29 protein-coding genes and 1 pseudogene are annotated in these 26222 nt (G+C 68.5%); 12 read left to right on the forward strand and 18 right to left on the reverse strand.

What is annotated here, in order from left to right; all coding sequences use genetic code 11:
• Positions 1-223 precede the first annotated feature (223 nt).
• A complete protein-coding gene (locus MMG85_RS14340) occupies positions 224-844 on the reverse strand; it encodes a DUF4126 domain-containing protein (protein WP_241046635.1) in 621 nt (206 codons plus the stop codon).
• 98 nt (positions 845-942) lie between these two features.
• Between MMG85_RS14340 and MMG85_RS14345 the strand changes: the two genes are divergently transcribed.
• The 6 genes and pseudogenes from MMG85_RS14345 to MMG85_RS14370 all read left to right on the forward strand — a co-directional run bounded on the left by MMG85_RS14345 (position 943) and on the right by MMG85_RS14370 (position 5192).
• The gene (locus MMG85_RS14345) at positions 943-1677 is read left to right on the forward strand and encodes a DUF6776 family protein (RefSeq protein WP_241046636.1); all 735 of its coding nucleotides are present in this window, start codon (positions 943-945) and stop codon (positions 1675-1677) included.
• Between the two features lies 1 nt (position 1678).
• Positions 1679-2035 (forward strand): annotated as a pseudogene (locus tag MMG85_RS14350) (polymer-forming cytoskeletal protein); the annotation flags it as partial.
• 119 nt (positions 2036-2154) lie between these two features.
• Positions 2155-2883: a DUF6776 family protein gene (locus MMG85_RS14355; protein ID WP_241046637.1), complete on the forward strand. Its 729-nt coding sequence runs from the start codon at positions 2155-2157 to the stop codon at positions 2881-2883.
• Between the two features lie 37 nt (positions 2884-2920).
• Complete coding sequence (gene erpA / locus MMG85_RS14360) at positions 2921-3307, forward strand: iron-sulfur cluster insertion protein ErpA (protein ID WP_241046638.1); 387 nt, start codon at positions 2921-2923, stop codon at positions 3305-3307.
• Positions 3308-3327: 20 nt separating this feature from the next.
• Positions 3328-4275, forward strand: coding sequence for an NAD(+) diphosphatase (gene nudC, locus MMG85_RS14365; protein WP_241046639.1), 948 nt, complete (start codon positions 3328-3330; stop codon positions 4273-4275).
• A 38-nt stretch (positions 4276-4313) separates the two neighbouring features.
• Positions 4314-5192: a hypothetical protein gene (locus MMG85_RS14370; RefSeq protein ID WP_241046640.1), complete on the forward strand. Its 879-nt coding sequence runs from the start codon at positions 4314-4316 to the stop codon at positions 5190-5192.
• Between the two features lie 19 nt (positions 5193-5211).
• Here the strand turns inward: MMG85_RS14370 and MMG85_RS14375 are convergent, their stop codons facing one another.
• From MMG85_RS14375 to MMG85_RS14390, 4 genes are all read right to left on the reverse strand, one after another.
• Positions 5212-5622, reverse strand: a complete 411-nt coding sequence (locus MMG85_RS14375; RefSeq protein WP_241046684.1) for a DUF2752 domain-containing protein — start codon at positions 5620-5622, stop codon at positions 5212-5214.
• A complete protein-coding gene (locus MMG85_RS14380; RefSeq protein ID WP_241046641.1) occupies positions 5622-5960 on the reverse strand; it encodes a CD225/dispanin family protein in 339 nt (112 codons plus the stop codon). Before MMG85_RS14380 ends, MMG85_RS14375 begins: the two co-directional genes overlap by 1 nt.
• Before the next feature lie 42 nt (positions 5961-6002).
• A complete protein-coding gene (locus tag MMG85_RS14385; protein WP_241046642.1) occupies positions 6003-6290 on the reverse strand; it encodes a CD225/dispanin family protein in 288 nt (95 codons plus the stop codon).
• 110 nt (positions 6291-6400) lie between these two features.
• Positions 6401-8296, reverse strand: a complete 1896-nt coding sequence (locus tag MMG85_RS14390) for an MFS transporter (protein WP_241046643.1) — start codon at positions 8294-8296, stop codon at positions 6401-6403.
• A gap of 125 nt (positions 8297-8421) precedes the next feature.
• Here MMG85_RS14390 and MMG85_RS14395 point away from each other — a divergent pair, with 125 nt between their 5' ends.
• Positions 8422-9549 carry an NADH:flavin oxidoreductase/NADH oxidase gene (locus MMG85_RS14395; protein WP_241046644.1) on the forward strand — a complete coding sequence of 376 codons (1128 nt, stop codon included), beginning with the start codon at positions 8422-8424 and terminating at the stop codon, positions 9547-9549.
• 4 nt (positions 9550-9553) lie between these two features.
• Here the strand turns inward: MMG85_RS14395 and purD are convergent, their stop codons facing one another.
• The 6 genes from purD to prmA all read right to left on the reverse strand — a co-directional run bounded on the left by purD (position 9554) and on the right by prmA (position 15303).
• Positions 9554-10846 (reverse strand): phosphoribosylamine--glycine ligase, encoded by a 1293-nt coding sequence (gene purD / locus MMG85_RS14400; RefSeq protein WP_241046645.1) that lies wholly within the window; start codon positions 10844-10846, stop codon positions 9554-9556.
• Between the two features lie 10 nt (positions 10847-10856).
• A complete protein-coding gene (locus tag MMG85_RS14405; protein WP_241046646.1) occupies positions 10857-11294 on the reverse strand; it encodes a hypothetical protein in 438 nt (145 codons plus the stop codon).
• A gap of 47 nt (positions 11295-11341) precedes the next feature.
• Positions 11342-12928 (reverse strand): bifunctional phosphoribosylaminoimidazolecarboxamide formyltransferase/IMP cyclohydrolase, encoded by a 1587-nt coding sequence (gene purH, locus MMG85_RS14410; RefSeq protein WP_241046647.1) that lies wholly within the window; start codon positions 12926-12928, stop codon positions 11342-11344.
• Positions 12929-12992: 64 nt separating this feature from the next.
• The gene (fis, locus tag MMG85_RS14415; RefSeq protein ID WP_055939724.1) at positions 12993-13265 is read right to left on the reverse strand and encodes a DNA-binding transcriptional regulator Fis; all 273 of its coding nucleotides are present in this window, start codon (positions 13263-13265) and stop codon (positions 12993-12995) included.
• Between the two features lie 120 nt (positions 13266-13385).
• On the reverse strand, positions 13386-14339 hold the full coding sequence (locus MMG85_RS14420) for a DUF3426 domain-containing protein (protein WP_241046648.1): 954 nt from the start codon (positions 14337-14339) through the stop codon (positions 13386-13388).
• Between the two features lie 49 nt (positions 14340-14388).
• Positions 14389-15303, reverse strand: coding sequence for a 50S ribosomal protein L11 methyltransferase (gene prmA, locus MMG85_RS14425; protein ID WP_241046649.1), 915 nt, complete (start codon positions 15301-15303; stop codon positions 14389-14391).
• A gap of 148 nt (positions 15304-15451) precedes the next feature.
• Here prmA and MMG85_RS14430 point away from each other — a divergent pair, with 148 nt between their 5' ends.
• Together MMG85_RS14430 and MMG85_RS14435 are read left to right on the forward strand one after the other, a co-directional pair.
• A complete protein-coding gene (locus tag MMG85_RS14430) occupies positions 15452-16387 on the forward strand; it encodes a hypothetical protein (RefSeq protein ID WP_241046650.1) in 936 nt (311 codons plus the stop codon).
• On the forward strand, positions 16384-16743 hold the full coding sequence (locus MMG85_RS14435; protein WP_055939727.1) for a hypothetical protein: 360 nt from the start codon (positions 16384-16386) through the stop codon (positions 16741-16743). Before MMG85_RS14430 ends, MMG85_RS14435 begins: the two co-directional genes overlap by 4 nt.
• Before the next feature lie 85 nt (positions 16744-16828).
• Here the strand turns inward: MMG85_RS14435 and accC are convergent, their stop codons facing one another.
• The 7 genes from accC to cutA form a co-directional block, all read right to left on the reverse strand.
• A complete protein-coding gene (accC, locus tag MMG85_RS14440; protein ID WP_241046651.1) occupies positions 16829-18196 on the reverse strand; it encodes an acetyl-CoA carboxylase biotin carboxylase subunit in 1368 nt (455 codons plus the stop codon).
• Positions 18197-18252: 56 nt separating this feature from the next.
• Entirely contained in the window at positions 18253-18630 is a 378-nt protein-coding gene (locus MMG85_RS14445) for a four helix bundle protein (RefSeq protein ID WP_241046652.1), read from the reverse strand.
• A 16-nt stretch (positions 18631-18646) separates the two neighbouring features.
• On the reverse strand, positions 18647-19126 hold the full coding sequence (gene accB / locus MMG85_RS14450) for an acetyl-CoA carboxylase biotin carboxyl carrier protein (RefSeq protein WP_241046653.1): 480 nt from the start codon (positions 19124-19126) through the stop codon (positions 18647-18649).
• Between the two features lie 48 nt (positions 19127-19174).
• A complete protein-coding gene (gene aroQ / locus MMG85_RS14455) occupies positions 19175-19615 on the reverse strand; it encodes a type II 3-dehydroquinate dehydratase (protein ID WP_241046654.1) in 441 nt (146 codons plus the stop codon).
• A 212-nt stretch (positions 19616-19827) separates the two neighbouring features.
• Positions 19828-20421, reverse strand: a complete 594-nt coding sequence (locus MMG85_RS14460; RefSeq protein WP_241046655.1) for a TlpA disulfide reductase family protein — start codon at positions 20419-20421, stop codon at positions 19828-19830.
• Positions 20418-22721, reverse strand: a complete 2304-nt coding sequence (locus MMG85_RS14465) for a protein-disulfide reductase DsbD (protein ID WP_241046656.1) — start codon at positions 22719-22721, stop codon at positions 20418-20420. The genes MMG85_RS14460 and MMG85_RS14465 overlap by 4 nt, the downstream gene beginning before the upstream one ends.
• Before the next feature lie 4 nt (positions 22722-22725).
• Complete coding sequence (gene cutA, locus MMG85_RS14470; protein WP_241046657.1) at positions 22726-23061, reverse strand: divalent-cation tolerance protein CutA; 336 nt, start codon at positions 23059-23061, stop codon at positions 22726-22728.
• Positions 23062-23268: 207 nt separating this feature from the next.
• Here cutA and MMG85_RS14475 point away from each other — a divergent pair, with 207 nt between their 5' ends.
• From MMG85_RS14475 to MMG85_RS14485, 3 genes are all read left to right on the forward strand, one after another.
• Positions 23269-23562 (forward strand): co-chaperone GroES, encoded by a 294-nt coding sequence (locus MMG85_RS14475; protein ID WP_055939741.1) that lies wholly within the window; start codon positions 23269-23271, stop codon positions 23560-23562.
• Positions 23563-23696: 134 nt separating this feature from the next.
• Positions 23697-25337, forward strand: a complete 1641-nt coding sequence (gene groL, locus MMG85_RS14480; protein WP_055939743.1) for a chaperonin GroEL — start codon at positions 23697-23699, stop codon at positions 25335-25337.
• A gap of 99 nt (positions 25338-25436) precedes the next feature.
• Positions 25437-26045 carry a DUF6445 family protein gene (locus MMG85_RS14485; protein ID WP_241046658.1) on the forward strand — a complete coding sequence of 203 codons (609 nt, stop codon included), beginning with the start codon at positions 25437-25439 and terminating at the stop codon, positions 26043-26045.
• Positions 26046-26222: the final 177 nt, after the last annotated feature.

Raw genomic sequence — 26222 nt, forward strand, 5'->3', positions numbered from 1 at the left:
GGCGGCGGGCGCATCCGCTGCATCCGCGGGGGCGGCGTCGTCCACCCAGCGGCGCCAGTAATGCGCCGGTGGAGTTTCTGCGCGCAGGCGCGAGCGTGAGGGCTCATCCTGCGGGCGGGACGTGGAATCGACGGTGGACATCAGGCTTCCCCAAGCTGAGCCCCATTATGCGATGAAGTTCACGGCCGAGGCAGAGCCATGATCCCCGATGCACGCGCGCCTGTCACGGGCCGGAAGCCGGCGGTGGTGCGTGCACCGGAGGCGCGGTCTGCAGCAGCCGCTTCAATCCGCGCGTCACCTTGCGCCAGACCCACCACACGGCGACGGCGATCAGCAGCGACGCGCCGATCACCAGACACAACGCAATCCAGGGGTGCGCAAAGGCCAACGCCAGCCCGCCCACCACCACGGCGTCCTCGGTGATCGAGGCGGCCCAGTTGCTGACCGGCTCCGGGGAGGTGTTCATCAGCGCACGGGTGCCGCTCTTCAGCACGTGGCTGGTCAGTGCCACGCCGGCGCCGGCCGCCAGCACGCCGCCGCTGAGCTGGCCGTCCGGCGAGAGGGTGGCCGCAGCGAGGAAGGCGCCGGCCGGTACGCGCGCCAGCGTCTGCAGCAGGTCCCAGCCCGAGTCCACGCCGGGGATCTTGTCAGCGAAGAACTCGGTCAGTGCCAGCGCCCCGGACGTGCCCAGCACCCACCAGGACTCGGTCGCCTGCAGCGCGGGCGGCAGGTCGAGCCAGCCCAGCGCGCCGGCCAGGCCGACGCCGAAGACCGTGAGGTAGACGCGGATCCCGGCCATCCATGCCAACAGGATCCCAATTACGAACAGATGCGCTTCGGACATCCCGGCCACTCCCGTTAGACTCTGGGGCTCGCGCCACTGCGGCGAGTATAGGGGTCCCGTCTGGCTGCCGGCTGAGCGCCGTCCGCCGCTTGTCCGTCATGGCTGCGCCTGTTTCTTCCCGCTTCCGGATCGTGCCGCGCGATGCGGCCGTCCGCCGTCGCGGCACCTCGCTCTTCTTCGGGCTGGCCTGGGTGCTCAGCGTGGCCGGCGTGTGGTGGGCGGCCACCCATACGGCCGCGCCGCGGCTGGCGCAGGCCGACGCCGCGCGCGAGCATGCCGAGCGCGGCATCAAGGCGGTGCAGACAGAGTTGAACACCCTGCGCCAGCGCGAATCCACGCTCGCCCGCTCCGACCAGATCAGCCGTGCCGCCAACGCCGAAGTGCAGGAGGCGCTGGCCGAGCGCGACGAGGAAATCGCCGCGCTGCGGGCCGACATCGCCTTCTACGAGCGCCTGGTCGGTTCGACCGGCCAGCGCAAGGGCCTGACCGTGCACGTGGCCGAGTTCGTGCCCGAGGCCGGCGGCACCTGGCGTTACCAGATCATGCTGACGCAGACGATGAACCGCGGGGCGATCAGCGAGGGCCAGATGCGCTTCACCGTCGAAGGCGTGCGTGCGGGCAAGCTGGCCGCCGTGCAGTGGGACGAACTGCACCAGCAGCGCAGCGCGCCGGCGCAGGCGTATTCCTTCCGATATTTCCAGCAGTTGGATGGCAACGTGATGCTGCCGCCCGATTTCACCCCGCAGCGCGTCAAGGTGTCCCTGCACGGCGAAGATGCCGCGGTGGAGCAGGCCCTCGACTGGAAGACCGCCACAGCCGCAGGAGGCAAGTGACATGTTCAAGACCAAGCCCATCCGTCCCGACGTGGGCGCCATCGACACCCTGATCGGCCCGCAGGTCACCATCCGCGGCGACGTGGTGTTCAGTGGCGGCCTGTACGTGGAAGGCCATATCCAGGGCAAGGTGATCGCCGAAGCCGGCGAGCGCGCCGTGCTGACGCTGGCCGAGCAGGGCAGCATCGAAGGCGAGGTGCAGGTGCCGGTGGTGGTGATCAACGGCCGCATGACCGGCGACGTCCACGCGCTCGAACGCATCGAACTGGCCCCCAAGGCCCGCGTGCAGGGCAACCTGCACTACAAGGTCGTCGAGATGAGCGCGGGCGCGCAGCTGACCGGCCGCCTGGTGCATGCGGACGCGGTGTCGGCAGGCCACGGCGAGCATCAGGCGGCAGCGCCTGAGGCCTGGGCCACCGCCGACGCCTGACGGCGCCATTCAGAGCCCGCTGGGAACGGCCGCGCTATCCTGCGGCCATGAACGCCAGGCCCCTCCCGCCGACCGTGCCGCCGCCCCGCTTCAAGCGGGGGCCGGTCATCGCCATCGTGGTGGTGATCGTGGTGCTGGCGACGGCGGGCTGGGCCCTGTGGCACGCCGTGGCCGGAGCCGCCTACGAGGGCCCCACGCCGGCCCAGATGCGCAGCCAGCAGCAACGCATCGAATCGCTGGAACAGCAGGTCGCCACGCTGTCGCGCTCCGACCAGATCAGTCGCGATGCCAACCGCGACCTGCAGGCGGCGCTGGCCGAGCGCGACGAGGAAGTGGCCGGCCTGCGTGCCGATGTCGCCTTCTACGAGCGCTTCGTCGGCGCCACCGCCCAGCGCCGGGGTCTTTCCGTGCACGAGCTGATCCTGCAGCCGCAGGACGAGCAGGCCTGGCACTTCACCGCCACCCTCACCCAGAACCTCAATCGCGGCGCGGTGAACGCCGGTCGCCTGCTGGTGTCGGTGGAAGGCACCGAAGCCGGCAAGCTGCGCCGGTTGGGCTGGTCGGACCTGCGCCAGCAGCCGAATGCGCCGGGCGTGCCGTACTCCTTCAAGTACTTCCAGCAGGTCGAGGGCGATCTGCTGCTGCCGCCGGGCTTCAAGCCGGTCCGCGTCATCGCCCGCGTGGTGCCGCAGCGCGGTGCCGCCGTGGAACAGTCGTTTCCCTGGGCGCAGGCCACGGCCAAGGAAGGCGCCGGCGAGGGCGCCGCGACGCGTTGAGCTTGAACTGCCTTCCGCCAGCCCCCATCCTTGCCGCATGACCACCGTTGTTTCCCTGCCCACCGCGGCGGCCGCGCCCGACTACCAGTCCATCGACCGCCCGCTGAACTTCACGCCCGCCGCGGCGGCGAAGGTGCGCGAGTTGATCCAGGAAGAAGGCAGCGACTCCCTGGCCCTGCGCGTCTACATCCAGGGCGGCGGCTGTTCCGGCTTCCAGTACGGCTTCGAATTCGACGAGAACCGCGCCGATGACGACGTCGCCGTCGACACCGATGGCGTCTCGTTGCTGGTCGATCCGCTGAGCCTGCAGTACCTGATGGGGGCGGAAGTGGATTACAGCGAGAGCCTGCAGGGCGCGCAGTTCGTCATCCGCAACCCGAACGCCAAGACCACCTGCGGCTGCGGCAGCAGTTTCAGCATGTGACGTCCGGCCTGCCGCGTTCCGTGACAGGTCCCGATTCCCTCTCCGCGCCGCTGTCCGGCTTTGCCTTCGCGGGCGATACGCTGGACCGCGCTGATGCGCTGCGTGACGACGCCGAAGCGCTCGCGCGCCTGTGGCCGTCCGCGCGCGTGATGGTGCTCGACGACGAAGGACGTGCGCTCACGCATGCCGACGGTGCGCTGTTGGCCGTTGCAGGCGCTTCGCTGGGAGGCGGCCCCGGCGCCAGCCTGTTCCTGGGGTTGCGGGACGGCGTGGCGTGGTTCGCCGCGCATGCCCGGCATCATGCGGTGGACGCGCCGGCCTGGCGCGACCTGCGCCGCGCCGCCGCCACCTGGCCTGCGTTCGAGTCCGGCGTCTTCGCGATGGCGCGCGCGCTGCTGCACTGGCAGTCGTCCACCCGCTTCTGCAGCGCCTGCGGCGGCGACATCACCTTCCGCCGCGCCGGCTACACCGCGCATTGCACGCAATGCGGCAAGGACCACTATCCGCGTGTCGACCCGGCCGTCATCGTCGCCGTCAGCGACGGCGAGCGGCTGCTGCTGGGCCGGCAGGCCTCTTGGCCCGCACGCCGGTACTCGGTGGTCGCTGGTTTCGTGGAACCGGGCGAGACGCTGGAGCAGACGGTCACGCGCGAAGTGCTCGAGGAGACGCAGGTGCGCGTACGCGCGTGCCGCTACCTCGGCTCGCAGCCGTGGCCGTTCCCCGGTGCCTTGATGCTCGGTTTCTGCGCCGAGGCCGAACCGGACGCCCCCCAGGTCGATGGCGAACTGGAGGATGCACGCTGGTTCACGTTCGACGAGATCGATGCCGCACTCGCCCGCGAAGGCGACGATGACGGCGAAGGCCTGCTGCTGTCACCCACTATCTCGATCGCGCGCGCGCTGATCGAGCACTGGCATGCCGGCATGCGCGCACGCCGCGGACCCGTGCTCGCCGGGACCGGGCGTTAACAAGCCGCCGCGCTAGAATCCGGCTCCGGAGGAACCGCATGTCGATCACGCTCGTTGCCGTCGTGCTTGCGCTGGTGCTTGGCCACGTCGCGCCCACGCTGGTCGCCGCGTGGCGGCATTACCACTGGTACAGCGCATGGCTGCATTGGCTGGGCGAGGCCGCAGGCGATGTCTGGCGCGGGCGCTACGGCATCGCGCTGGCGCTGGTGCCGGTGCTGCTGGTGGTCGCGCTGGTGCAATGGCTGCTGGATGGCCTGGTCTACGGGCTGGTCGGCCTGCTGTTCGATATCGCGATCCTGGTCTACGCGTGGGGTCCCCGCGACCTCGATCTCGACGTCGAAGCCGTGATCGATGCGCACGACGCGCCGACCCGCCGTGCGGCGATCGCGCGTCTCGGACTGACAGGGGAAGGCGCGGCGCTGGACGGTCCCGCCCTGGTCGAGTCCGTGTTCGCCAACGCACTGCAACGCTGGTTCGGCGTGCTGTTCTGGTTCCTGCTGCTCGGCCCGGTCGGGGCGATCCTCTATCGGCTCGCCGCGCAGAGTGCCGCCGCGCTGGACCTGCCCGAACAGAACCGTGCCGGCGCGCGCGCGTTGAAGACCGCGCTGGACTGGCCGGTCGCGCAACTGATGACGCTGGCGATGGCGCTGGTAGGCAACTTCGACACGGTGTTCTCCGCCTGGCGCGAGGCCGGCGGCACGCGCTTCCGCCTGGATACCGGATTCCTTGCCCACGTCGCCCGCGCCAGCGTGCGCGTCGAACTGGCGGAAGAAGCCGAGGAGTACGCGGAAGAAGGCATGGTGCAGGCCATGCGCGACCTGCCCGAACTGCGCGATGCGATGAGCCTGGTCTGGCGCATCCTGCTGCTGTGGATGGCGGTACTGGCGTTGTTCGTGATCGGGGGTTGGGTCAGCTGAGTGCCCGGCCGTCGCGTCGTCAGCCTGGCGCGAGCAGCGTGAAGGGGAACCACGGCAGGTTGCGCGCGAGCCAGTACGCCGGCAACAGCACCAGCCAGAATTTCGGCGCCAGCAACACGCGCATCACCGGCTGCAGCGCGCGGGGCCGCCACCCCTGGCCGTGCGCGATCATCATCGGAATGGCGGGAAGCAGCAGCACGCCCAGCGGATTCATCGCGAATGCGCGCGGCAGGTCGCCATGGACCAGCGCATGCAGCGCACGCGTCAGGCCGCAGCCGACGCAGAAATATCCGGTCAGTGCGCGGAACATGCAGCCCGGAAACGGGCTGTCGGCCGCATTGGGATCGAACTTCAGCAGCAGCCAGACGCCGACGGCGGCCACCAGGGCCGCCGCCGTCAATGCCACATAGTGCAGGGGACGCAGTGCGATCACTGCATCTGCTGCATCTGCTGCATCATCTCCATGTACTGCTCCATGCCGCCGGTGGCCAGCACCACGATGTTGAGCAGCAGGCCGATGATGGCGAACGCGGTGGCCACCCAGCACCAGGTCTTGGCGTTGGCGGACGCGCGGCGCGCGCCTTCCAGGTCGCCCTGATTGAGCTTGCCGTTGACCTGCGACGAGAACACGATCGCGACGATGCCGATCAGACCCAGCGGGCAGCACAGGCAGGTGGCCAGCACCGTGGAGATGATGGCCCATGCAAGATGGTTGGGGACGCTGCCCGGTGCGGCAGACGACGGGGGCATGGGAGGTACGGCGCTCATGCAGGCTTTCCTTGTGCAGGGATGGAAGAGGGGCGAGTCGGCCTACATGCCGCTCAGGCTGCCCAATAGTGCCAGACCGCCGAACAAAAAGAACCACAGCGCGATCAGGATCGGGGCGATCAGCGCGGACACGATCGCCCAGTTCAATGCCTTGCGCGACGCCTCCTGCGCGCCGGCCAGATCGCCCGCCGCGCGCTTGCCGTCGACCTGCGCGGCGAACACGATGGAGACGATACCCAGCGGCAGGCAGCAGAACAGCGTGGCGAGGATCGCCCACACCAGATGGTTGGGGACGTACGGACCTTGCGTGGAGGGCGGGAGCGTGCTCATGCGGTTCTCGCGGAAACGGGCGACAGGGCGGGGCCACCGACGCCTGCGGCAGTGCGAGAAGTGATGGCCCCTGCGGTCAGCCTAGCCGGTAACGCGACGCTGCGGAAGCATCAGGCCGCATCGCCACGCAGCGCACGCACCTTCGCTTCCAGCACGTCCGCATCCACGGACGCGCCGTCCATCGGCTCGCCCGCCACCACCTCCACGTGCGCACGGAACCGGCGCGGTACGCGCATGCGCCCCATCCGGTTGTCGCGATGGCTCCACATGCTGGTCCACATGCCCTTCAGCGCCATCGGCACCACCGGCACCGGGCGTCGTTCCAGGATCTTCTCCACGCCGGACTTGAACGCCGCGATCTCGCCATCCTTGGTCAACGCGCCCTCCGGGAAGATGCCGACGATCTCGCCCGCCGCCAGCGCCGCATCGATCTCCTCGAACGCGCGCTGCATCAGTTCCGGATTCTCCCGCGCGCCGGCGATCGGAATGGCCTTGGCGGTACGGAAGATCCAGCTCATCACCGGGATCTGGAAGATTTTGTAGTACATGACGAAGCGCACCGGCCTTGGAATGGTCGCGGCCAGGATCAGCGCGTCCATGTAGCTGACATGGTTGCAGACGATCAGCGCCGGGCCTTCGTCCGGCACATGCTTCTCGATACCGTGCAGGCGCAGCCGGTACAGCGCGCGCACCAGCAGCCAGCTGAGGAAGCGCATCAGGAATTCGGGCACGATCGTGAAGATCCAGATCGCGACCAGCGCATTGGCGATGGCCAGCGCCAGGAAGATCTGCGGCCCGCTCCAGCCCAGCGCGTGCAGCGCCAGTCCCACCAGCGCCGCCAGCACGATGAAGCCGGAGTTCTGGATGTTGAGCGCAGCGAACACGCGCGCCATCCGCGAATTCTCCGTGCGGCTCTGGATCAGTGCGAACAGCGGCACCACGAAGATGCCGGCGAACATGCCGATGCCGACCAGGTCGATCATGATCCGCACGCTGCCGGCCTGGCGCACGAACTCGGCCACGCCCAGGCCGGTGGCCGGCGCCGCGCCCGGCCTGGCGAAATAGAGATCCAGCAGGAACGCGGTCATGCCCAGCGCGCCCACCGGTACCAGGCCGATCTCGACGGTGCGGCCCGACAGCCGTTCGCACAGCAGCGACCCGACGCCGGTACCGATCGAGAACAGCGCCAGCGCGAACACGTACAGCGTCGACGAGCCGTCCGCCGCGCCTAGATGCAGCTTGGCGTACGCCGGCAGCTGCGAGGTCAGCAGCGTGCCGAAGAACCAGAACCACGACACGCCGAGGATCGCGTTGCGCACCGCCAGCTGCTGCTTGGCCATGCGCAGCACGGCCAGCGATTCGGGAATGGGATTCCAGCGGATTTTCAGGTCGGGCGCGCCGGCGTCCATGCGCGGGATCATCCGCGACACCACGTTGCCCAGCACCGCGAGCAGCACGATGGCGATGGCGGCCGCCTGTGGACCGTGCGCGCCGGCGATCTGGAAGATCATGCCGCCGGCGATCATGCCGCACAGGATCGAGATCGACGTGCCCATCTCGACCAGGCCGTTGCCGCCGGTCAGTTCCTCGGGCTTGAGGATCGAGGGCAGCACCGAGTACTTCACCGGCCCGAACAGCGTGGACTGCACGCCGGTGCAGAACAGCGCGACCAGCAGCAGCGGCATGTTCTGCAGCAGGAAGCCCACCGCCGCCAGCGACATGATCGCGATCTCCATCGTCGTGGTGATGACGATCAGCCGGTGCTTCTCCAGTTTCTCGGCGAACTGGCCGGCGATGGCGGAGAACAGGAAGTACGGGAGGATGAAGATTGCCGGCGCCAGCGTGGCGTACAGCGACAGCTGGCCGTCGCTGGCGCCGAGGAAGAACAGCAGGGCGATGATCGCCTGGCGGTAGACGTTGTCGTTGAAGGCGCCCAGCGCCTGGACGGTGAAATACGGCAGGAATCGCCGTTGTGTCAGCAGCGAGAACTGGCTGTGGCTGGACATGCGCCCTCCGTGGGTTGCGCGCAGCCTAGCAAATCGCGATGGCGGTGCGTGCCGGCGTGCCCGACAGTGTTCCGTCGATGGCATTGATGGCGCGTGGGGACGGGCGGATAGTGACGCTCCCCACGTTGTCCGGTGTTGCCTCCTCCATGAGTCGCCTGTTTTCGCCCCTTGCCCTGGGGCCGTTGTCGCTTCCCAACCGCATCGTCATTGCGCCGATGTGCCAGTACTCCGCCGAAGAAGGCCGCGCCACCGACTGGCACGCCTTCCATTGGCCGAACCTCGCCCAATCGGGCGCGGGCCTGGCCATCATCGAAGCGACGGCCGTGCAGCCGGAGGGCCGCATCAGCTGGGCCGACCTGGGCCTGTGGGACGACACCACCGAGGCCGCCTTCGCGCGGGCGCTGGCGGCAACGCGCCGCCATTCGACGATGCCGATCGGCGTGCAGCTGGCCCACGCCGGACGCAAGGCGTCCACGCAGCGTCCGTGGGAGCATCACGGTGCACAGATCGCGCCCGATGCGCCGCACGGGTGGCAGACGGTATCGGCATCGCCGCTCGCCTACAGCGAAGGCCAGCATCCGCCGCAGGCGCTCGACCAGGCCGATATCGACGCCGTCGTCGCGGCCTTCGCCGACAGCGCGCGCCGCGCGGTGCGACTGGGCCTGGACCTGATCGAGATCCACGCCGCGCACGGGTATCTGCTGCACCAGTTCCTGTCGCCGTTGAGCAACCAGCGCGACGATGCCTACGGCGGTCCGCTGGAGAACCGCATGCGGCTGGTGCTGCAGGTGTTCGATGCGGTCAAGGCGACCGTGCCGGCATCGATGGCGGTCGGCGTGCGCATCTCCGCCACCGACTGGGTCGAGGGCGGCTGGGACCTGGCGCAGAGCCTCGCGCTGGCGAAGGCGCTCGACGCACGCGGCAGCCATTTCATCCACGTCTCCAGCGGCGGCCTGCACCCGGCGCAGAAGATTGCACTGGGACCGGCCTACCAGGTGCCGTTCGCCGAGGCCATCAGGCGCGAGGTGGCGATGCCGGTGATCGCGGTGGGCCTGATCACCGAACCGCAGCAGGCCGAGGACATCCTGCTACAGGAACAGGCCGACGCCATCGCGCTGGCGCGCGGCATCCTCTACGACCCGCGCTGGCCCTGGCATGCCGCCGTGGCGCTGGGCGAACGCATCGCCATCGCGCCGCAGTATCTGCGCAGCGCGCCACGCGAACACGCGGCGAACTTCACGCAGGCGGAGTAGCGGCTCAGGCGTCCGTCCGCTCGCGCGCGATCGCGCGCCAGCCGATGTCGGTGCGATGGAATTCGTTCGTCCAGCGCACCTTGTCCACGCCGGCATAGGCATTGCGCTGCGCGTCGGATACCGAGTCGCCCAGCGCCGCGACGCACAGCACGCGGCCGCCGGCACTGATGACGCGACCATCGGCGTCGAGCGTCGTGCCGGCATGGAAAACCTTGGCGGTTGCGGGGACATCATCCAGCCCGGCGATCACGTCGCCGGTCACCGGCGTCTCCGGATACGGCGCCGCGGCCATCACCACGCCGAGCGAGGGGCGCGGGTCCCACTGCGCCTCGGTGGCATCGAGGCGGCCGTCGATGGCGGCTTCGACCAGGTCCACCAGGTCGGACTGCAGGCGCAGCATCACCGGCTGCGTTTCCGGATCGCCGAAGCGGACGTTGAACTCGATGACTTTCGGTGCGCCGCGGTCGTCGATCATCAGCCCGGCGTAGAGAAAACCGGTGAACGGCACGCCGTCGGCGATCATGCCCTGCACGGTGGGATTCACCACCTCGCGCATCACGCGTTCATGCACCGCGGGCGTGACCACCGGCGCGGGCGAGTAAGCGCCCATGCCGCCGGTGTTGGGGCCGGTGTCGCCGTCGCCGACGCGCTTGTGGTCCTGGCTGGTGGCCATCGGCAGCGCGGTGGTGCCGTCGACCATGGAGATGAAGCTGGCTTCTTCGCCTTCCAGGAACTCCTCGATCACCACGCGCGCGCCGGCATCGCCGAATGCGTTTCCGGACAGCATGTCGCGCACGGCGGCCTCGGCGTCGTCCAGCGTCATCGCCACGATCACGCCCTTGCCGGCGGCCAGGCCATCGGCCTTGATGACGATCGGTGCGCCCTTCTCGCGCACGTAGGCCAGCGCGGCATCGACCTCGGTATGCACCGCGTAGAACGCGGTCGGAATACCGTGCCGGGCCAGGAAGTCCTTCGCGAAGGCCTTGCTGCCTTCCAGCTGCGCGGCGGCAGCGGTGGGGCCGAAGATGCGCAGTCCCGCCAGGCGGAACCGGTCCACGACACCCGCCACCAGCGGTACCTCGGGGCCGACCACGGTCAGGCCCACGCCTTCGGACTGCGCGAGCGCCAGCAGTCCCTCGATGTCGGTGACCTTCACCGGGACATTGCGGCACTTGGCTTCCGTCGCGGTACCGGCGTTGCCGGGCGCCACGATCACTTCGTCCACGCGCGGCGACTGCGCCAGCTTCCACGACAGCGCGTGCTCGCGACCGCCGGCACCGATGACCAGGACTTTCAAGGGGCTTTCCTCATGGCTGTGCCGGCGCGTCGGCCGGCGGGGTCGAGCAGGCGCGCGCCGGAAGCTCGACGTCGAAGAACGGCGCGTCCTTCGGATCGACGAAGCGCCTGACCAGGATGGCATCGGTGTCGAGCAGCGGCGCGATCTCCGGCAGCGCGCACAGCTCGTACAGCGCGCGCTGCTCGCTCTGCTTCAGCAGGTCGAAGCCGACGGCCTCGCGGGTCCTGGCGGCATCGCCGGACGGGCTGCGGATGCGCATCACCAGGCGGTTGCCGTCGACCTCCACCGCTTCGGTCACCAGGTCCTCGTAATACGGGGCGGGCAGGGTGGCGGCGATTTTCGCCTGCGCTTGCTGCAGGCGAGCCTGCGTGTTCGTGCAACCGGCGAACATCAACACGGCGCCCGTCGCGACGAGCAGGGGGGAGGCGGTGCGAAGGGCGTTCATCATGCGGTCGTGCTCCGGTGAGGGGCAGGCAACGAAGAGGGCCAGCGCCCTCAGTGACGGAAGTGCCGCACTCCGGTGAACACCATCGCGATGCCGTGCTCGTCCGCGGCCGCGATCACTTCGCCGTCGCGCATCGAGCCACCCGGCTGGATCACCGCCTTGATGCCGGCCGCGGCCGCGGCATCGATGCCGTCGCGGAACGGGAAGAAGGCGTCGCTGGCCATCACCGAGCCCTCGACCACCAGGTTCGCATCGGCCGCCTTGATGCCGGCGATGCGCGCCGAGTACACGCGGCTCATCTGGCCGGCGCCCACGCCGATGGTACGGTGGTCCTTCGCATAGACGATGGCGTTGGACTTCACGAACTTCGCCACCTTCCAGGCGAACAGCAGGTCGGTGAACTGCGCGTCGGTCGGCGCCCGCTGGGTCACGACCTTGAGTTCGTCGCGCGTGACCACGCGGTCATCGGCGGTCTGCAGCAACAGGCCCGAACCGATGCGCTTGGTGTCGATGAAGCCCGGCGAGACCGGCGCCATCGGGATACGCAGAACGCGCACATTGGCCTTCTTGGTCGCGTAGTCGAGCGCGGCCGGCTCGTAGTCCGGCGCGATCAGCACTTCGACGAACTGGCGATCCAGGATGACCTTCGCCGTCGCCGCATCCAGCGTGCGGTTGAAGGCGATGATGCCGCCGAACGCGCTGGTGGGGTCGGTGGCGTAGGCGAGCTCGTAGGCATCGCCGCAGGCCACGCCGACGGCCACGCCGCACGGGTTGGCATGCTTGACGATCACGCAGGCCGGCGCATCGAACTGGCGCACGCATTCCCATGCCGCATCGCTGTCGGCGATGTTGTTGTAGCTCAGTTCCTTGCCCTGCAACTGCTCGAACGTCGCCAGCGAACCGGGTGCGGGATACAGGTCGCGGTAGAACGCGGCCTGCTGGTGCGGATTCTCGCCGTAGCGCAGGTCCATGACCTTGATGAAGCTGCCGTTCGCCTGCGCAGAGAAGGCACTGCGCACGGGCACGTCCGACGAGGTGTCGGTGACGGCGGAGAGATAGTTGCTGATGGCGGCGTCGTACTGCGCCACGCGGTTGAACGCGGCGACGGACAGCGCGAAGCGCGTTTTCGCCGACAGCGCGCCATCGTTCGCCTCGAGTTCGGCGACCAGCGCGGCGTACTGCGAGGGCTCGGTGGCGACCGCGACGCGGGCGAAGTTCTTCGCCGCCGAACGCAGCATCGCCGGGCCGCCGATGTCGATGTTCTCCACCGCATCGGCCAGCGTGCAGTCGGCCTTGGCGGTGACCGACTCGAACGGATACAGGTTCAGCACCAGCAGGTCGATGGCGCCGATGCCGTGCTCGGCCATCACCGCATCGTCGGTGCCAGCGCGGCCCAGCAGGCCGCCGTGTACCTTCGGGTGCAGGGTCTTGACGCGGCCGTCCATCATTTCCGGAAAGCCGGTGACGTCGGCGACATCGCGCACGGACAGGCCCGCGTCACGCAATGTCTTCGCGGTGCCGCCGGTGGACAGCAGTTCGACATTACGGGCGGCCAGTGCGCGGGCCAGGTCGAGCAGGCCGGTCTTGTCGGAAACGGACAACAGCGCCCGACGCACGGGCTGGAGATCGAGGGTCATGGAGGACGGCGGGACGGAGCGGGGCGCGAATTATAACGCGCTGCACCACGGCGTCCGGGACGGCTCAGGCCAGTCCGTAGTCCTTGAGCTTCTTGCGCAGGGTGGCGCGATGGATGCCCAGCATGGCGGCGGCGCGGCTCTGGTTGCCTTCGCAGTGGTTGAGCACTTCCACGAACAGCGGGATTTCCATTTCGCGCAGCACGATCTCGTAGACATCATCGGCTTCGCAGCCGTCCAGGTCGCGCAGGTAGCGGCGCACGGAATGCGCGACGTGTTCGCGCAACGGCGGACGCGATGCGGCGCGTGGCGTGTCCTGGCGTGTGGAGGCGGCGTTCAATCGGATCCCCTGGGCGCTACGGATGCAGATGCCCGCCTTGTGCTTGTGGGTATTCGGCGGGGGGACGAGTCTAGCGCCTGATCGCGGCGCGTGCATCCGCTTTTTGATGAACCGGCGGACTTAACGGAAGTCGAAGGAAAACGCGACGACGCTGGCGCTGGGTTCGCGTATCCGCACGGCCATCTGCGCGCTCTGGCCCGGTCCGATGGCCGTGGTCGTCTCACCGTCCGGCAGATAATCCTCGGGCTGCAGGGCACGCGCGCCGAGCGTGCGGCCATCGGCATCCTTCAACGTCAGCAGGATGACCGGCCAACCCTGCGCCCAGCGCGCTTCGTTGCGGAACGTGGCCTGCGCCTGCAGGGTGCCCGGCGCGCCAGGGACGGGACGGACATCACGACTGAGCATGGTGAAGGCGGCGGGTTCGCGCCAGGTCGGGACCTCGCAGCGGAACACGCCGCACAACGCCACGACCACCGGTCGCCATCCGGCCTGCATCGCCAGCCGTGCGCGATCGGCGATCACGACCTGCAGGCAGAGCAGCAGCGACAGCGCGACGACGACCGCCCACAGCGCGCGTGCACGATGCGCATGCACCGGGGTGGTGCGTGCGCGGTGCAGGAAGCGCGGACCCGTCGTCTTGCGTGCGGCAACGGGAGTCGCGATGGCGGCATCGGGCGTGCGGGCCGGTGCGGTGTCGGGCGACGGAAGGGGGTCGGGTGCTGCTGCGTCGTGGTGCGGGGATGCATCGTCGCGCGGAACGGCTTCGTGTTCGGCATCTTCCGGTGGTGAAGGCGCCTCCACTGGCGCTGCCGTCAGCGGCGTCTCCATCTCGACGGATGGCACCTCTGCCGCTGCGTTGTCGATGGCATCGGCGGTGATGACGTCCGCGTCCGGCGCCTGCGGTGCGGCCTTCGCCGGCGTCGCGTGCAGCAGCGTGGCCAGGCTGGGCGCCGGCGATATCGCATCATCCGCCGTCGCCAGCGGCTTGCCGCAGCGCGGACATGCCGCCGGCACGGCGCCCGAGTGCGGGTCGCGGGCGACAAGGAACTGGCAGTGCGGGCAGGCGGTGAACATGGCCGCTATTCAACCACGCTCGTCTGCTGGCGTGTTGTGACCGGCAACGTCAGCGGCGCACGCCGTCGATGCGCATCCAGTCGCCGTCCTGCGTGGCGGACAGCGCGTCGAACCATGCGGCGTAACGGACCAGCAGGCCGTCTTCCTGCCCCTTGAGGATGCCGGACAGTGCGATGCGGCCGCCCGGCGCCACGCGCGCGGCGAGGATCTCGGCCAGCGCGTCCAGCGCCGAGGCCAGGATGTTCGCCACCACCACCGGATACGTGGCCACCGGTTCGTCGTCGGGCAGGTAGACGCTGAAGTCCGCGCCCACCTCGTTGCGTTGCGCGTTGTCGCTGCTGGCCAGCAGCGCCTGCGGGTCGTTGTCGACACCGACGGCCTGCGCGGCGCCCAGCTTCAGGGCGGCCAGCGCGAGGATGCCGGAGCCGCAGCCGAAATCGAGCACGCGCTGTCCCTGCAGCACGCCTTCGCCGGCCAGGGCGTCGAGCCAGCGCAGGCACAGTGCGGTGGTGGGATGCGTGCCGGAGCCGAACGCCAGCCCGGGATCGAGGCGTACGACCGACGCGTCGTCGCCCGCGTCTTCGGGCACCGCGTGATTCCACGGCACGATGAAGGTGCGTGCGCCGAAGCGCATCGGCTTGAACTGGTCCAGCCACGCGCGTTCCCAGTCCTCGTCCTCGACCTTGCGGAAGCCGACCTGCGTCCAGTCCAGGCCGGGATCGAAGGCCTCCAGCGCGGCCAGCAGCGTCAGCGCATCGGTGTCCGCATCGAACAACGCGGTCAGCACCAGCGCCTTCCACAGCGGGGTTTCGCCGACGCCCGGCTCAAGGATGGCGCGTTCGTTGCCGGTATCGGCATCGGCGTCCAGCAGGGTGACCGACAGCGCGCCCACGTCATCCAGTGCGTTCTCGTAGCGCGGCTGCTCGGCTTCGGTGCAGCGCAGGGAGAGTTCCAGATAAGGCATGGCCGGACGCAGCGAAAATGAACGGGCCGGGATTGTCTCACGCGTGTCGCGGCTACGGACCGCAGCGGCGCGACGAAAGGCGCCAGCGGTTGCGTGAACGCGCGCGCATTGCATTGAAAGCCCCGGTAAGCGCCGGGATAATGGCCGCGTGCCCCGGAAGCTGCTGATGCCGATGATGCTGGTGGGCCTGCTGGGGGCGCTGGCGTGGATGCCGCTGCGCCAGGCGGGTTGGCTGCCGCATGCAGCGCCGACGGCCGTCGATGCCGGCGCCGCGCCCGCCGTTCGATCTTTCTCCCCGTCTTCCGCAACGCCCGTGCTGCGCCCGGCGTCGGTGCGTGCCGTGCCGGCGTTGTCGCCGTTGCGGCGCGGCTTCGAGGACAGCACCGACCTGTTCGCCTATTCGCGCCACCTGGTGGCGCTGGCGGCGGCAGGCGATGCCGATGCCATGTGGCTGCTGAGCCTGGTGCAGGACCATTGCGCGGGCTACGCGGCCGATCCGGCCGGTTATGCGCAGGACACCCGCGTCATCGCCGGCCTGGAATTGTCCGGCAGCACCGCCATGGTCGCCGCCCGCCAGCGCGTGCAGCAGCGCTGTGGCCGCTTCGTGCCGCAGGATGGGTTCTCGTTGCCGACCCTCATCACCCAGCGCACGCAGGCCGCGCGCGCCGGCAGCCTGGCGGCGGAAGCCGCGCTGCTGGCGATGGATCAGCCACTGCAGCGAGACGACGACTACCGTCGCGACCTGGTGCAGCGCGTCCTCGATTCGGAAGATCCCTTCGCCTATCTCGCCATCGCGCCGGTGATGGGCACCATCGGCAGCGGACAGCGGGACACGCTGGGCGAGGTGTCGGGCAGCGAACTGAGCGAGATCGCCTGGCGCATCGCGTCGTGCCAGTTGGGCATGGACTGCAGCCCGGACGGTTCGATGATGACCAATTACTGCGTCAACGGCGGCATCTGCTCGCAGGACGCATCGCAGGACTTCACCACCTTCGCACGGGACGCCGGCGTCCCGCGACAGGGTGCGGACAACGTGGACGACATGGTGGGCACCTTGCTGGCCCCCACGGGAGTAGACGGATGAAATACAAGCGCACGCGGCCGGGAATCAATCTCCTGGTGTGGGGCCTGGTGGTGGTGGCGTATGCCGCTGCGGCCGCCACGATCGTCATCGAAACGCGCGACCCCGGCTTCCGGGACCTGTCGCGGGTGGGGCACATGACCATCCACGCCCCCGACGATGCACGCCGCCTGGGTGCGGCGCAGGTCGCGGCGCTCTACCGCGCGCGCAGCGGCACGCCGTTCTCGACATTGTCCCCGGGCAGCACCATCCGGGTGGTCTGGGCCGACGGCTCATCCGAAGTGGTGCGGATCACCGATCCCTCCTCGCCGCTCGGCGCCACGCCGGTGCCGGGTACGCAGCAGGCGCCGGCGCGGTAACGCGTACGTCTTTGCGCATTGCAGACAGGAAGGGCCGGGATGGCGACATCCCGGCCCTTCGGTTTTCCGGCGATGCGGATCCGCGTCAGACCAGCGAGATCGCCTTGTTCTTGCGTTCGGCCAGGCGCTTTTCCAGGTAGTGGATGTTCTGGCCGCCGGCCTGGAAGCCCTGGTCGCGCATGATGCGCTGCTGCAGGGGGATATTCGTCTTGATGCCGTCGATGACCATCTCGCTCAGCGCCACGCGCATGCGGGCGATGGCGGTATCGCGGTCCGGGCCGTGCACGATGAGCTTGGCGATCATCGAGTCGTAGTTCGGCGGCACGCGGTAGCCTTCGTAGATGTGCGTGTCCACGCGCACGCCGGGGCCGCCGGGCGGATGGAAGTGCTGGATCAGGCCCGGATGCGGCATGAAGGTGTCCGGGTCTTCCGCATTGATGCGGCACTCGATGGCATGGCCGCGCAGCACGATGTCGCTCTGCTGGATGCTCAGCTTGTGACCGGCGGCGATGCGCAGCTGTTCGCAGACCAGGTCGATGCCGGTGATGCGCTCGGTGACCGGATGCTCCACCTGGATGCGGGTGTTCATCTCGATGAAGTAGAAGCGGCCATCCTCGAACAGGAACTCGAACGTGCCCGCGCCGCGGTAGCCGATGCGGATGCAGGCTTCCACGCAGACCTTGCCGATCTCGTTGCGCAGTTCCTCGCTGATGCCCGGCGCCGGCGCTTCCTCCACGACCTTCTGGTGGCGACGCTGCATCGAGCAATCGCGCTCGCCCAGGTGGATGGCATTGCCCTGGCCGTCGGCGAGCACCTGGATCTCCACGTGGCGCGGATTCTCCAGGAACTTCTCCATGTAGACCTCGCCGTTGCCGAACGCCGCCTTGGCCTCCGACTTGGTGGTCTCGATGGCCGCCTTCAGCGCGCCCTCGACATGCACCACGCGCATGCCGCGACCGCCACCGCCGCCCGCCGCCTTGATGATGACCGGATAGCCGATCTCGCGCGCGATCTTGGTGTTCGCCACGATGTCGTCGCCCAGCGGGCCGCCGCTGCCGGGCACGCACGGTACGCCGGCGGCCTGCATGGCGCGGATGGCTTCCACCTTGTCGCCCATCATGCGGATGGTGTCCGCCTTCGGGCCGATGAAGATGAAGCCGGACTGCTCCACGCGCTCGGCGAAGTCGGCGTTCTCCGACAGGAAGCCGTAGCCCGGATGGATGGCCTGCGCGTCGGTGACCTCGGCCGCGGCGATGATCGCCGGGATGTTGAGATAGCTGTCCTTCGACGCGGCCGGACCGATGCAGACCGATTCGTCGGCCATGGCCACGTGCTTGAGGTTGCGGTCGACGGTGGAATGCACCGCGACCGTGCGGATGCCGAGGGTGTGGCAGGCGCGCAGGATGCGCAGCGCGATCTCACCCCGGTTGGCGATGACGACTTTATCGAGCATGGTTTAGGGCCGGGAATTGGGAATGGGGAATCGGGAATGGAGAATGCAGCGCATCGTCATTCTCCGCGGTTATCCAAAGACTTCATCAAGGCTGTCAGTCGGGCGAAGATCTTGTCGATCAAGCGTTCGGCATCGGCCGTGGTTTGCGTGAAGCCGAGTCGTCGCGCGATCTGCAGTTGCGTGCTCGCCTCCGATAGGGACCCTCGCGCGATCGACGGGAAGCGCAGGTATTCCGCCGTGGAACGACGTGCCGCGCCTTCCGCAATGTTGGAGGGGACGCTGACGACGGCGCGGCGCAATTGCGACGTCAGGCCGAATCGTTCGGAACGCGGGAATCCGTCGGAGAGCCGGTAGATCATCTCAACCAGATCCATGGAGTCGCGCCACACATCGAGCCGCTCGTGCGGCCGCTTTGGCGATTCCCCATTCTCCATTCCCGATTCCCGAGCCTCAGCCGATCACGAACAACGGCTGATCAAACTCGATCGGCTGGCCGCTCTCGGCCAGGATCGACAGCACGGTGCCGGAGACGTCGGCTTCGATGGGATTGAACATCTTCATGGCTTCGATGATCGCCAGTGTCTCGCCGGCCTTCACCGCCTGGCCGATGGCGACGAACGAAGGCTTGTCCGGCGACGGCGAGGCGTAGAACGTGCCGACCATCGGGGCGCGCACCACGTGGCCGTCCGGCAGGGCGTTGCCGGGCTTGGCGGTGCCGCCGGTGGAGGCCTCGGTGGGCGAGCTCATCGGCATGGGCGCGGCGGGGCGCGGTTCGGCGTAGGCGACCGGCGCAGGGGCTGCCGGCGCCGCGTAGCCGGCCTTGGGCGTGCGCGCCAGGCGCACGGACTCTTCGCCTTCCTTGATCTCGATTTCGGCCAGGTTCGACTCTTCCAGCAGGTCGATCAGTTTCTTGATTTTGCGGAGATCCATGGGAGCCTCGTGGTTGAACGCGGTTCCCCGCAGGGAACCAGAGAAAGGTCAGGCGGGCAGCCGCTGCAGGGCGGCGTCCAGCGCGTAGCGGTAGCTGTCGGCGCCGAACCCGCAGACCACGCCCACCGCCTTGTCGCTGAAGTAGCTGCTGTGGCGGAAGGGTTCGCGGCTGTGCGGGTTGGACAGGTGGATTTCGATGAAGGGCAGGGCCACCGCCGTCAGCGCGTCGCGGATCGCGACCGAAGTGTGGGTGAAGGCGGCCGGGTTGATCAGCATGAAGGCGGTGCCGTCGGTGCGGGCGGCCTGGATGCGGTCGACCAAGGCGTGTTCGGCGTTGGACTGGAAGCTTTCCAGCTGGTGTCCCGCCGCCTGCGCCTGCGCCGTCAGCGCCAGGTCGATGTCCGCCAGCGTCGCGTGGCCGTAGACCTCCGGCTCGCGGGTGCCGAGCAGATTGAGGTTGGGGCCATGCAGGACCAGCAGCTTCGCCATTCGCGTCTCCAGCGGAAGGGCGGCAGTCTGATTGAACCCGGCAATGCTGTCCAGTTCGCCGAAGTTTGCCTCGTTTTAAGCGATTGTTTGATTTTTCATCGCGGCCTGGCAGATCAGGCGGTTGCGCGTCGTGGTGGGATGCCGGGCGAACGGGCCGGTGAGGGCTGATGTCGGGCGATGGGTGCGACTTCGGCGACGTTGCCAGCCGAAACCTAGTTCGCCCAGCCGCTGATCTCGCCATGCTGGAACGGCCCGATCTTCTGCCGCTCGATCCGACCGTCGGCGCCCACCAGCACGGTGTAGGGCAGCACGCCCTTGGCGTTGCCCAGCCAGACGCTGGCATCGGCCGGCCCCGGCGTGTCCAGTACGATCGGATAGCTGACCGGTACCCGGCCGAGGAAATCCGTCACCCCGTCACGGGTGTCCAGCGCCAGTCCGACCACCTGGACGCCTTCGGTGCCCTGCGAGGTGGCAAAGCGCTGCAGTTCCGGCATCTCCTCGATGCAGGGGCCGCACCAGCTGGCCCAGACATTGATCAGCAGGCGCTTGCCACGGTAGTTGGCGGCCAGATCGACGATCTTGCCGTCCAAGCCTGGCAGTGCGATCGCCGGCATGGGATCGCCGATGCCGGCCGGTGTGACGCCTTCCGGCGGCGCCGGGGCGGTCGCGTTGACCGCGGCGTGCAGCGCGCGCTCGCCGGGTCCGGTCCGCCACAGCGGATTGCCGTTGAACCACAGGCTGGCCAGCAGGCCCAGGCCGCCGGCCACGACGGCGACCGCCAGGATGCGCGGCGTGGTGACCTTCATCGCGCCGCCCGCTCGAAGGCCTGGCGCATGGTCTCGTGGGTCAGCACGGTCGGCAGCACTTCGCCTTCGCCGCCGCCACGCGGATAGAGCACGTACAGCGGCACGCCGACCGCCTTGTGCTGTTCGAGGAAGGCGGTGATGGCCGGGTCCACGTTGGTCCAGTCGCCGGTCAGCATCACCGCATCGTGCGTGGCCAGCAGGTCACGGAAGGCGTCGGTGTCCAGCACGGCCTTCTCGTTGGCCTTGCAGGTGACGCACCAGTCCGCCGTCATGTCGACGAAGACCATGCGTCCCTCGCCACGCAACGCCGCCAGCCGTTCCGCCGACCAGGTCAGGTGGCCTTCCGCCGTGGGTGCGACGCTGGAGGGCACCGGCAACCGGTGCACCATCGCCAGCGGCACCAGCGCAGCGGTGGCGAGCACCAGCGCCAGCACCCGCTGCAGCGGCGAAGCGGCGAAGCGCACGCGCTGGAACCACCACAGCCCCAGCGCCAGCAGTACCAGTCCCACCAGCGCCAGGCCCACCGCGTCGATGCCGCGCTGCTTGCCCAGCACCCACAGCAGCCACACGGCCGTCAGGTACATCGGGAAGGCCAGCACCTGCTTCAGCGTGTCCATCCACGCGCCGGGCCGCGGCAGCCGGTTCGCCAGCGCCGGCACGAAGCCGATCAGCAGGAACGGCAGGGCCAGGCCCAGGCCGAGCATCGCGAACACCAGCAGCGCCAGCGGCGTCGGCGCGGTGAACGCGTAAGCGAGCGCCACGCCCATGAACGGCGCGGTGCACGGGCTGGCCACCACCACCGCCAGCACGCCGGTGAAGAAGTCGCCGACCGGGCCGCGGCGCGAGGCGAGCCCATGCCCGGCACCGGCCAGCCGATGGCCGACCGCGAACACGCCCGACAGGCTCAGGCCGACCGCGAACATCACGTAGGCCAGCAGCCCCACCACCCACGGCTGCTGCAACTGGAAACCCCAGCCCAGCGCCTGGCCGGCGGCCCGCAGCGCGATGGCCAGCGCGCCGACCGCAACGAAGCTGACCAGCACCCCGGCCGAGTACCAGAGCGCGCGCCGGCGGGCATCGCCGTCACCGCGTCCGCTCTCGGCCAGCGACAGCGCCTTCAGCGACAGGATCGGCAGCACGCAGGGCATCAGGTTGAGGATCAGGCCGCCGAGCAGCGCCAGGGCCAGCGCGGCGAGCAGCGAGGTGGCACCGCGCTGGCTGCGCGCCAGCACGTCTTCGGGCGGGCGCGTGCGTTCGATGTCGGTCGCGGCGGGGACTGTCGCCGCCGCAGCCTCCCGCGTGCCGGTGTTCGCGTCTTCCGGTGCGGTCGTCGCCGGGGCTGTCGTGGCCAGCGGCTGGACAGCCGCTGGCGCGGGCACGTCGGGCGTGCCGGACGGCGTGACCGTGCCGGCGGGGATCGACAGCTTCACCCGCCGCGTCATCGGCGGATAGCAGATGCCGTCCTTCTGGCAGCCCTGGAACGTCACCCGCAGCGTCGCGGCCGCCGCGTCGGCGCGGTCGCGCTTGAGCGGCACCGGCACCTCGGCCTGGTCGAAGTAGACGATGACATCACCGAAGTGCTCGTCGCGGTGGGGGACGCCCTTCGGCCAGCGCGGCGCCTGCAGGGCGACACCCGATGCGCCTTCCAGCGCCATCGAAGTGCGGTCGCGATACACGTAATAGCCGCGTGCCGGGGTGAAGCGCAGCAGCAGTTCGTTGCCGTTGAAGGCGATCGCCTCGAAGGCGAACGCCTGTTCCGCCGGCAGCGGCAAGGCGTCCATGCCGGCCTGCGGTTTCTGGCCCAGCAGGCCACCGGTCACGGCGCTGGCCCCCAGCGGGACGAAGGCCTCGCCTGCGCCCGCCGGCAACGCCACTTTCAGCGTGCGGGTTTGCGGCGGGTAGCAGATGCCGGCGTCGGCGCAGCCCTGGTACTTGATCTTCAGCGTGACGCTGTCGGCGCCCGCCGTCGGTCGGCCGGGCAGGGTGGCGAGCAGTTCGCCGCGGTAGGTCTCGACGTCGCCGAAGAACTCGTCGCGGTACGCCTTGCCCTTCGGCAGTTGCAGCGGCTGCGCGGCGAAGCCGGCGTCGGCTTCCACGCCGGTGCGGTGCCGGTACAGGTAGTAGCCGTCGGTGATCTGCCAGCGGATCTCGATGCGGTCGCGCGCCGGCGCGGTGGCCGTCAGCACGAAGGCCTCGTCCACCGGCAGCAGGTCGTCCTGGGTGATCGCGGCGGACGCCGCCGGCGCGATCAGCGAGGCGAGGGGCAACAGGCAGGCGAGCAGGGTGCGGATCAGCGTCATCGGGTCACTCGGGGGCGCGGGCGTCGGCCCGGGTTTCGGCCACGACCCAGTCCAGATACGCAGGAAGGCCGGCGGCGGTTTCGACCGCCAGGATCTCCGGCAGTTCATACGGGTGCAGTTCCGCCAGCCGCGCCATCAGCGCATCGCGCCGGTCGGCGCTGGTCTTGGCCAGCAGCTGGACTTCGGTGGCCTGTTCCACCTGCCCCTGCCATCGGTAGGTCGACACCACGCCCGTGAGCAGGCTGACGCAGGCCGCCAGCCGTTCTTCCACCAGCGTCCGCGCCAGCCGCTGGGCGGTGTCGGCGTCCGGGCAAGCGGACAGGATGAGGAAGACGGGCATGGGCCGGCGATTATCGCAGACCGCCCGGCCCGGCCCGGCGGCGAAAAAATTTGCCGCCCGCCCCTTGAAAGCGGGATCGACCCGCCCAACATCGGTCGGCATCCGGCGTTGCCGGGTTTTTGCGTCCGCGACGTTGGCAGTCCCTCGAGGCGAGTGCTAACATCGCCGCCCCTTTCCTAGTCCAATCAATCACTTAAGAGGATTGACATGAGCAACATCAAGCCGCTGTACGACCGTCTGGTGGTCAAGCCGATCGAAGCCGAAGAAACCTCCCTCGGCGGCATCATCATCCCCGACGCCGCCAAGGAAAAGCCCACCAAGGGTGAAGTCATCGCCGTCGGCGAAGGCAAGTTCGTCGACGCCACCGGCGGCGTGCGCGCCCCGAAGGTCAAGGTCGGCGACAAGGTCATCTACGGCCAGTACTCGGGTTCGGCCTACAAGCAGGACGGCGTCGAGTACAAGATCATCAAGGAAGACGACGTTCTCGCGATCCTCGGCTGAGTGCGCGGGAATCGGGAGAGGGGAATGGGGAATCGTTGAAGCGTTTCTCCCTTGTCCCTGTCTCCGATCCCAGACGACGCATTCGCTTTTGACGATTCCCGATTCTCAATTCCCCATTCCCGGAGTTCCACACAATGGCTGCCAAAGATATCCGTTTCGGTGAAGACGCCCGTACGCGCATGGTGCGCGGCGTGAACATCCTCGCCAATGCCGTCAAGGCCACCCTCGGCCCGAAGGGCCGCAACGTCGTGCTCGAGAAGAGCTTCGGCGCCCCCACCATCACCAAGGACGGCGTCTCCGTCGCCAAGGAAATCGAACTGGCCGACAAGTTCGAGAACATGGGCGCGCAGATGGTCAAGGAAGTCGCGTCCAAGACCTCCGACAACGCCGGTGACGGCACCACCACCGCCACCGTGCTGGCGCAGGCGTTCATCCGCGAAGGCTCCAAGGCCGTCGCCGCGGGCATGAACCCGATGGACCTGAAGCGCGGCATCGACCAGGCCGTGAAGGCCGCCGTCGAAGAGCTGAAGAAGCTCTCCAAGCCCACCGCCGATGACAAGGCGATCGCCCAGGTCGGCACCATCTCGGCCAACTCCGACAGCAACATCGGCGACATCATCGCCGAGGCCATGAAGAAGGTCGGCAAGGAAGGCGTGATCACGGTTGAAGAGGGCTCGGGCCTGGAGAACGAACTCGACGTCGTCGAGGGCATGCAGTTCGACCGCGGCTACCTGTCGCCGTACTTCATCAACAACCAGCAGTCGCAGCAGGTCGAATTCGACGACCCCTTCATCCTGATCCACGACAAGAAGGTCTCCAACGTCCGCGAACTGCTGCCGGTGCTGGAAGGCGTCGCCAAGGCCGGCAAGCCGCTGCTGATCGTGGCCGAGGAAGTGGAAGGCGAAGCCCTCGCCACGCTGGTGGTCAACACCATCCGTGGCATCGTCAAGGTCGCCGCCGTCAAGGCGCCGGGCTTCGGTGACCGCCGCAAGGCCATCCTGGAAGACATCGCCACGCTGACCAACGGCACGGTGATCTCCGAGGAAGTCGGCCTGCAGCTCGAGAAGGCCACCATCAACGACCTGGGTCGTGCGAAGAAGGTCGTGATCTCGAAGGAGAACACCACCATCATCGACGGCGCCGGCGACGCCGAGCGCATCCAGTCGCGCATCAAGCAGATCAAGGCGCAGATCGAAGAGACCTCTTCGGACTACGACCGCGAGAAGCTGCAGGAACGCGTGGCCAAGCTGGCCGGCGGCGTGGCCGTGATCAAGGTCGGTGCCTCGACCGAAATCGAAATGAAGGAAAAGAAGGCCCGCGTCGAAGACGCCCTGCACGCCACGCGTGCGGCGGTGGAAGAAGGCGTGGTCCCGGGCGGCGGCGTCGCGCTGATCCGCGCGCTGCAGACCATCGGCACCCTGAAGGGCGCCAACGAAGACCAGAACCACGGCATCCAGATCGCCCTGCGCGCGATGGAAGCCCCGCTGCGCGAGATCGTCACCAACGCCGGCGAAGAGCCGTCGGTGATCGTCAACCGCGTCAAGGACGGTTCGGGCAACTTCGGCTACAACGCCGCCAACGGCGAGTTCGGCGACATGATCGAATTCGGCATCCTGGACCCGACCAAGGTCACGCGTTCGGCCCTGCAGAACGCCGCCTCGATCGCCGGCCTGATGATCACCACCGAAGCGATGGTGGCCGAAGCGCCGAAGAAGGACGAGCCGGCAATGCCGGCCGGCGGTGGCATGGGCGGCATGGGTGGCATGGACTTCTAAGTCCCGCTTCCCGCTCTACCCGCACCACAAGAACCCCGCCGCGAGGCGGGGTTCTTTTTTGCCTTGTGGTCGGCGCACGGGCTCGCTAGCCTGCGCGCCATGCACACCTCCCTCATCATCGTCGACGACTTCCTCGGCCAGCAGGATGCGCTTTCGCTGCGCCAGGCCGCGCTGAAGCTGACCTATCCCGATCTGCGCGGACCGTTCCCGGGCCGCAATTCGCTGGAACGCATCGAGATCGAGGGCTTGTCCGAGATCGCCTCGCACCTCACCGGCGAGCGCCTGAAGCCGATCGATCCGCTGCAGTCGCACGGCAAGTTCCGCATCACCCTGGCGTCGGATGTCGGCAGTGCGAAGGTGCACATCGATCAGGCGTACTGGTCGGGCATCCTCTATCTCAGCAAGCCGGAGGACTGCCGCGGCGGTACCGAGTTCTTCCGTCATCGGCCGTCGAACCGTGACCGTGCGCCGCTCAACGATGCGGAACTGGCGGAGATGGGGTTCTCCTCGCATGCGCAGATGCATCAGGAGATCATCGAGAAGCACAGCAACGACGACAGCGTGTGGGAACCCACGATGCAGGTGCCGATGCGCTTCAACCGGCTGCTGCTGCTGCGTCCCTGGCTATGGCATACCGCCGGCCCGGCGTTCGGCAGCACGATGGAAGACGGGCGGCTGGTCTACCTGATGTTCTTCACCGCGGCTTGATCGCGCGGGGTTCCGTTGCCGATGAAACATTCGACAACGGCCGCCGCGCATGGCCCAATGCCTCGCATGAATCCGCTCCGCGCCCGCTATTGGTTTCGCTACTACGGCTTTCCGATGCCGAGGGCGGAAGCGAGGACGTGTTCATTCTAGGTAAGACACCAGAAGAATCCCCTTGAA

This window comes from Pseudoxanthomonas sp. LH2527 (assembly GCF_022539275.1).
Taxonomy (GTDB): Bacteria; Pseudomonadota; Gammaproteobacteria; order Xanthomonadales; family Xanthomonadaceae; genus Pseudoxanthomonas_A.

Bases quoted from the DNA above. Each gene is read 5' to 3' on its own strand.
- MMG85_RS14340 (WP_241046635.1), bottom strand. From the start codon at position 844: ATGTCCGAAGCGCATCTGTTCGTAATTGGGATCCTGTTGGCATGGATG.
- MMG85_RS14345 (WP_241046636.1), top strand. From the start codon at position 943: ATGGCTGCGCCTGTTTCTTCCCGCTTCCGGATCGTGCCGCGCGATGCG.
- MMG85_RS14355 (WP_241046637.1), top strand. From the start codon at position 2,155: ATGAACGCCAGGCCCCTCCCGCCGACCGTGCCGCCGCCCCGCTTCAAG.
- erpA (WP_241046638.1), top strand. From the start codon at position 2,921: ATGACCACCGTTGTTTCCCTGCCCACCGCGGCGGCCGCGCCCGACTAC.
- MMG85_RS14370 (WP_241046640.1), top strand. From the start codon at position 4,314: ATGTCGATCACGCTCGTTGCCGTCGTGCTTGCGCTGGTGCTTGGCCAC.
- MMG85_RS14380 (WP_241046641.1), bottom strand. From the start codon at position 5,960: ATGAGCGCCGTACCTCCCATGCCCCCGTCGTCTGCCGCACCGGGCAGC.
- MMG85_RS14385 (WP_241046642.1), bottom strand. From the start codon at position 6,290: ATGAGCACGCTCCCGCCCTCCACGCAAGGTCCGTACGTCCCCAACCAT.
- MMG85_RS14390 (WP_241046643.1), bottom strand. From the start codon at position 8,296: ATGTCCAGCCACAGCCAGTTCTCGCTGCTGACACAACGGCGATTCCTG.
- MMG85_RS14405 (WP_241046646.1), bottom strand. From the start codon at position 11,294: ATGATGAACGCCCTTCGCACCGCCTCCCCCCTGCTCGTCGCGACGGGC.
- purH (WP_241046647.1), bottom strand. From the start codon at position 12,928: ATGACCCTCGATCTCCAGCCCGTGCGTCGGGCGCTGTTGTCCGTTTCC.
- MMG85_RS14420 (WP_241046648.1), bottom strand. From the start codon at position 14,339: ATGTTCACCGCCTGCCCGCACTGCCAGTTCCTTGTCGCCCGCGACCCG.
- prmA (WP_241046649.1), bottom strand. From the start codon at position 15,303: ATGCCTTATCTGGAACTCTCCCTGCGCTGCACCGAAGCCGAGCAGCCG.
- MMG85_RS14435 (WP_055939727.1), top strand. From the start codon at position 16,384: ATGAAATACAAGCGCACGCGGCCGGGAATCAATCTCCTGGTGTGGGGC.
- accC (WP_241046651.1), bottom strand. From the start codon at position 18,196: ATGCTCGATAAAGTCGTCATCGCCAACCGGGGTGAGATCGCGCTGCGC.
- MMG85_RS14445 (WP_241046652.1), bottom strand. From the start codon at position 18,630: ATGGAGAATGGGGAATCGCCAAAGCGGCCGCACGAGCGGCTCGATGTG.
- accB (WP_241046653.1), bottom strand. From the start codon at position 19,126: ATGGATCTCCGCAAAATCAAGAAACTGATCGACCTGCTGGAAGAGTCG.
- aroQ (WP_241046654.1), bottom strand. From the start codon at position 19,615: ATGGCGAAGCTGCTGGTCCTGCATGGCCCCAACCTCAATCTGCTCGGC.
- MMG85_RS14460 (WP_241046655.1), bottom strand. From the start codon at position 20,421: ATGAAGGTCACCACGCCGCGCATCCTGGCGGTCGCCGTCGTGGCCGGC.
- MMG85_RS14465 (WP_241046656.1), bottom strand. From the start codon at position 22,721: ATGACGCTGATCCGCACCCTGCTCGCCTGCCTGTTGCCCCTCGCCTCG.
- cutA (WP_241046657.1), bottom strand. From the start codon at position 23,061: ATGCCCGTCTTCCTCATCCTGTCCGCTTGCCCGGACGCCGACACCGCC.
- MMG85_RS14475 (WP_055939741.1), top strand. From the start codon at position 23,269: ATGAGCAACATCAAGCCGCTGTACGACCGTCTGGTGGTCAAGCCGATC.
- groL (WP_055939743.1), top strand. From the start codon at position 23,697: ATGGCTGCCAAAGATATCCGTTTCGGTGAAGACGCCCGTACGCGCATG.
- MMG85_RS14485 (WP_241046658.1), top strand. From the start codon at position 25,437: ATGCACACCTCCCTCATCATCGTCGACGACTTCCTCGGCCAGCAGGAT.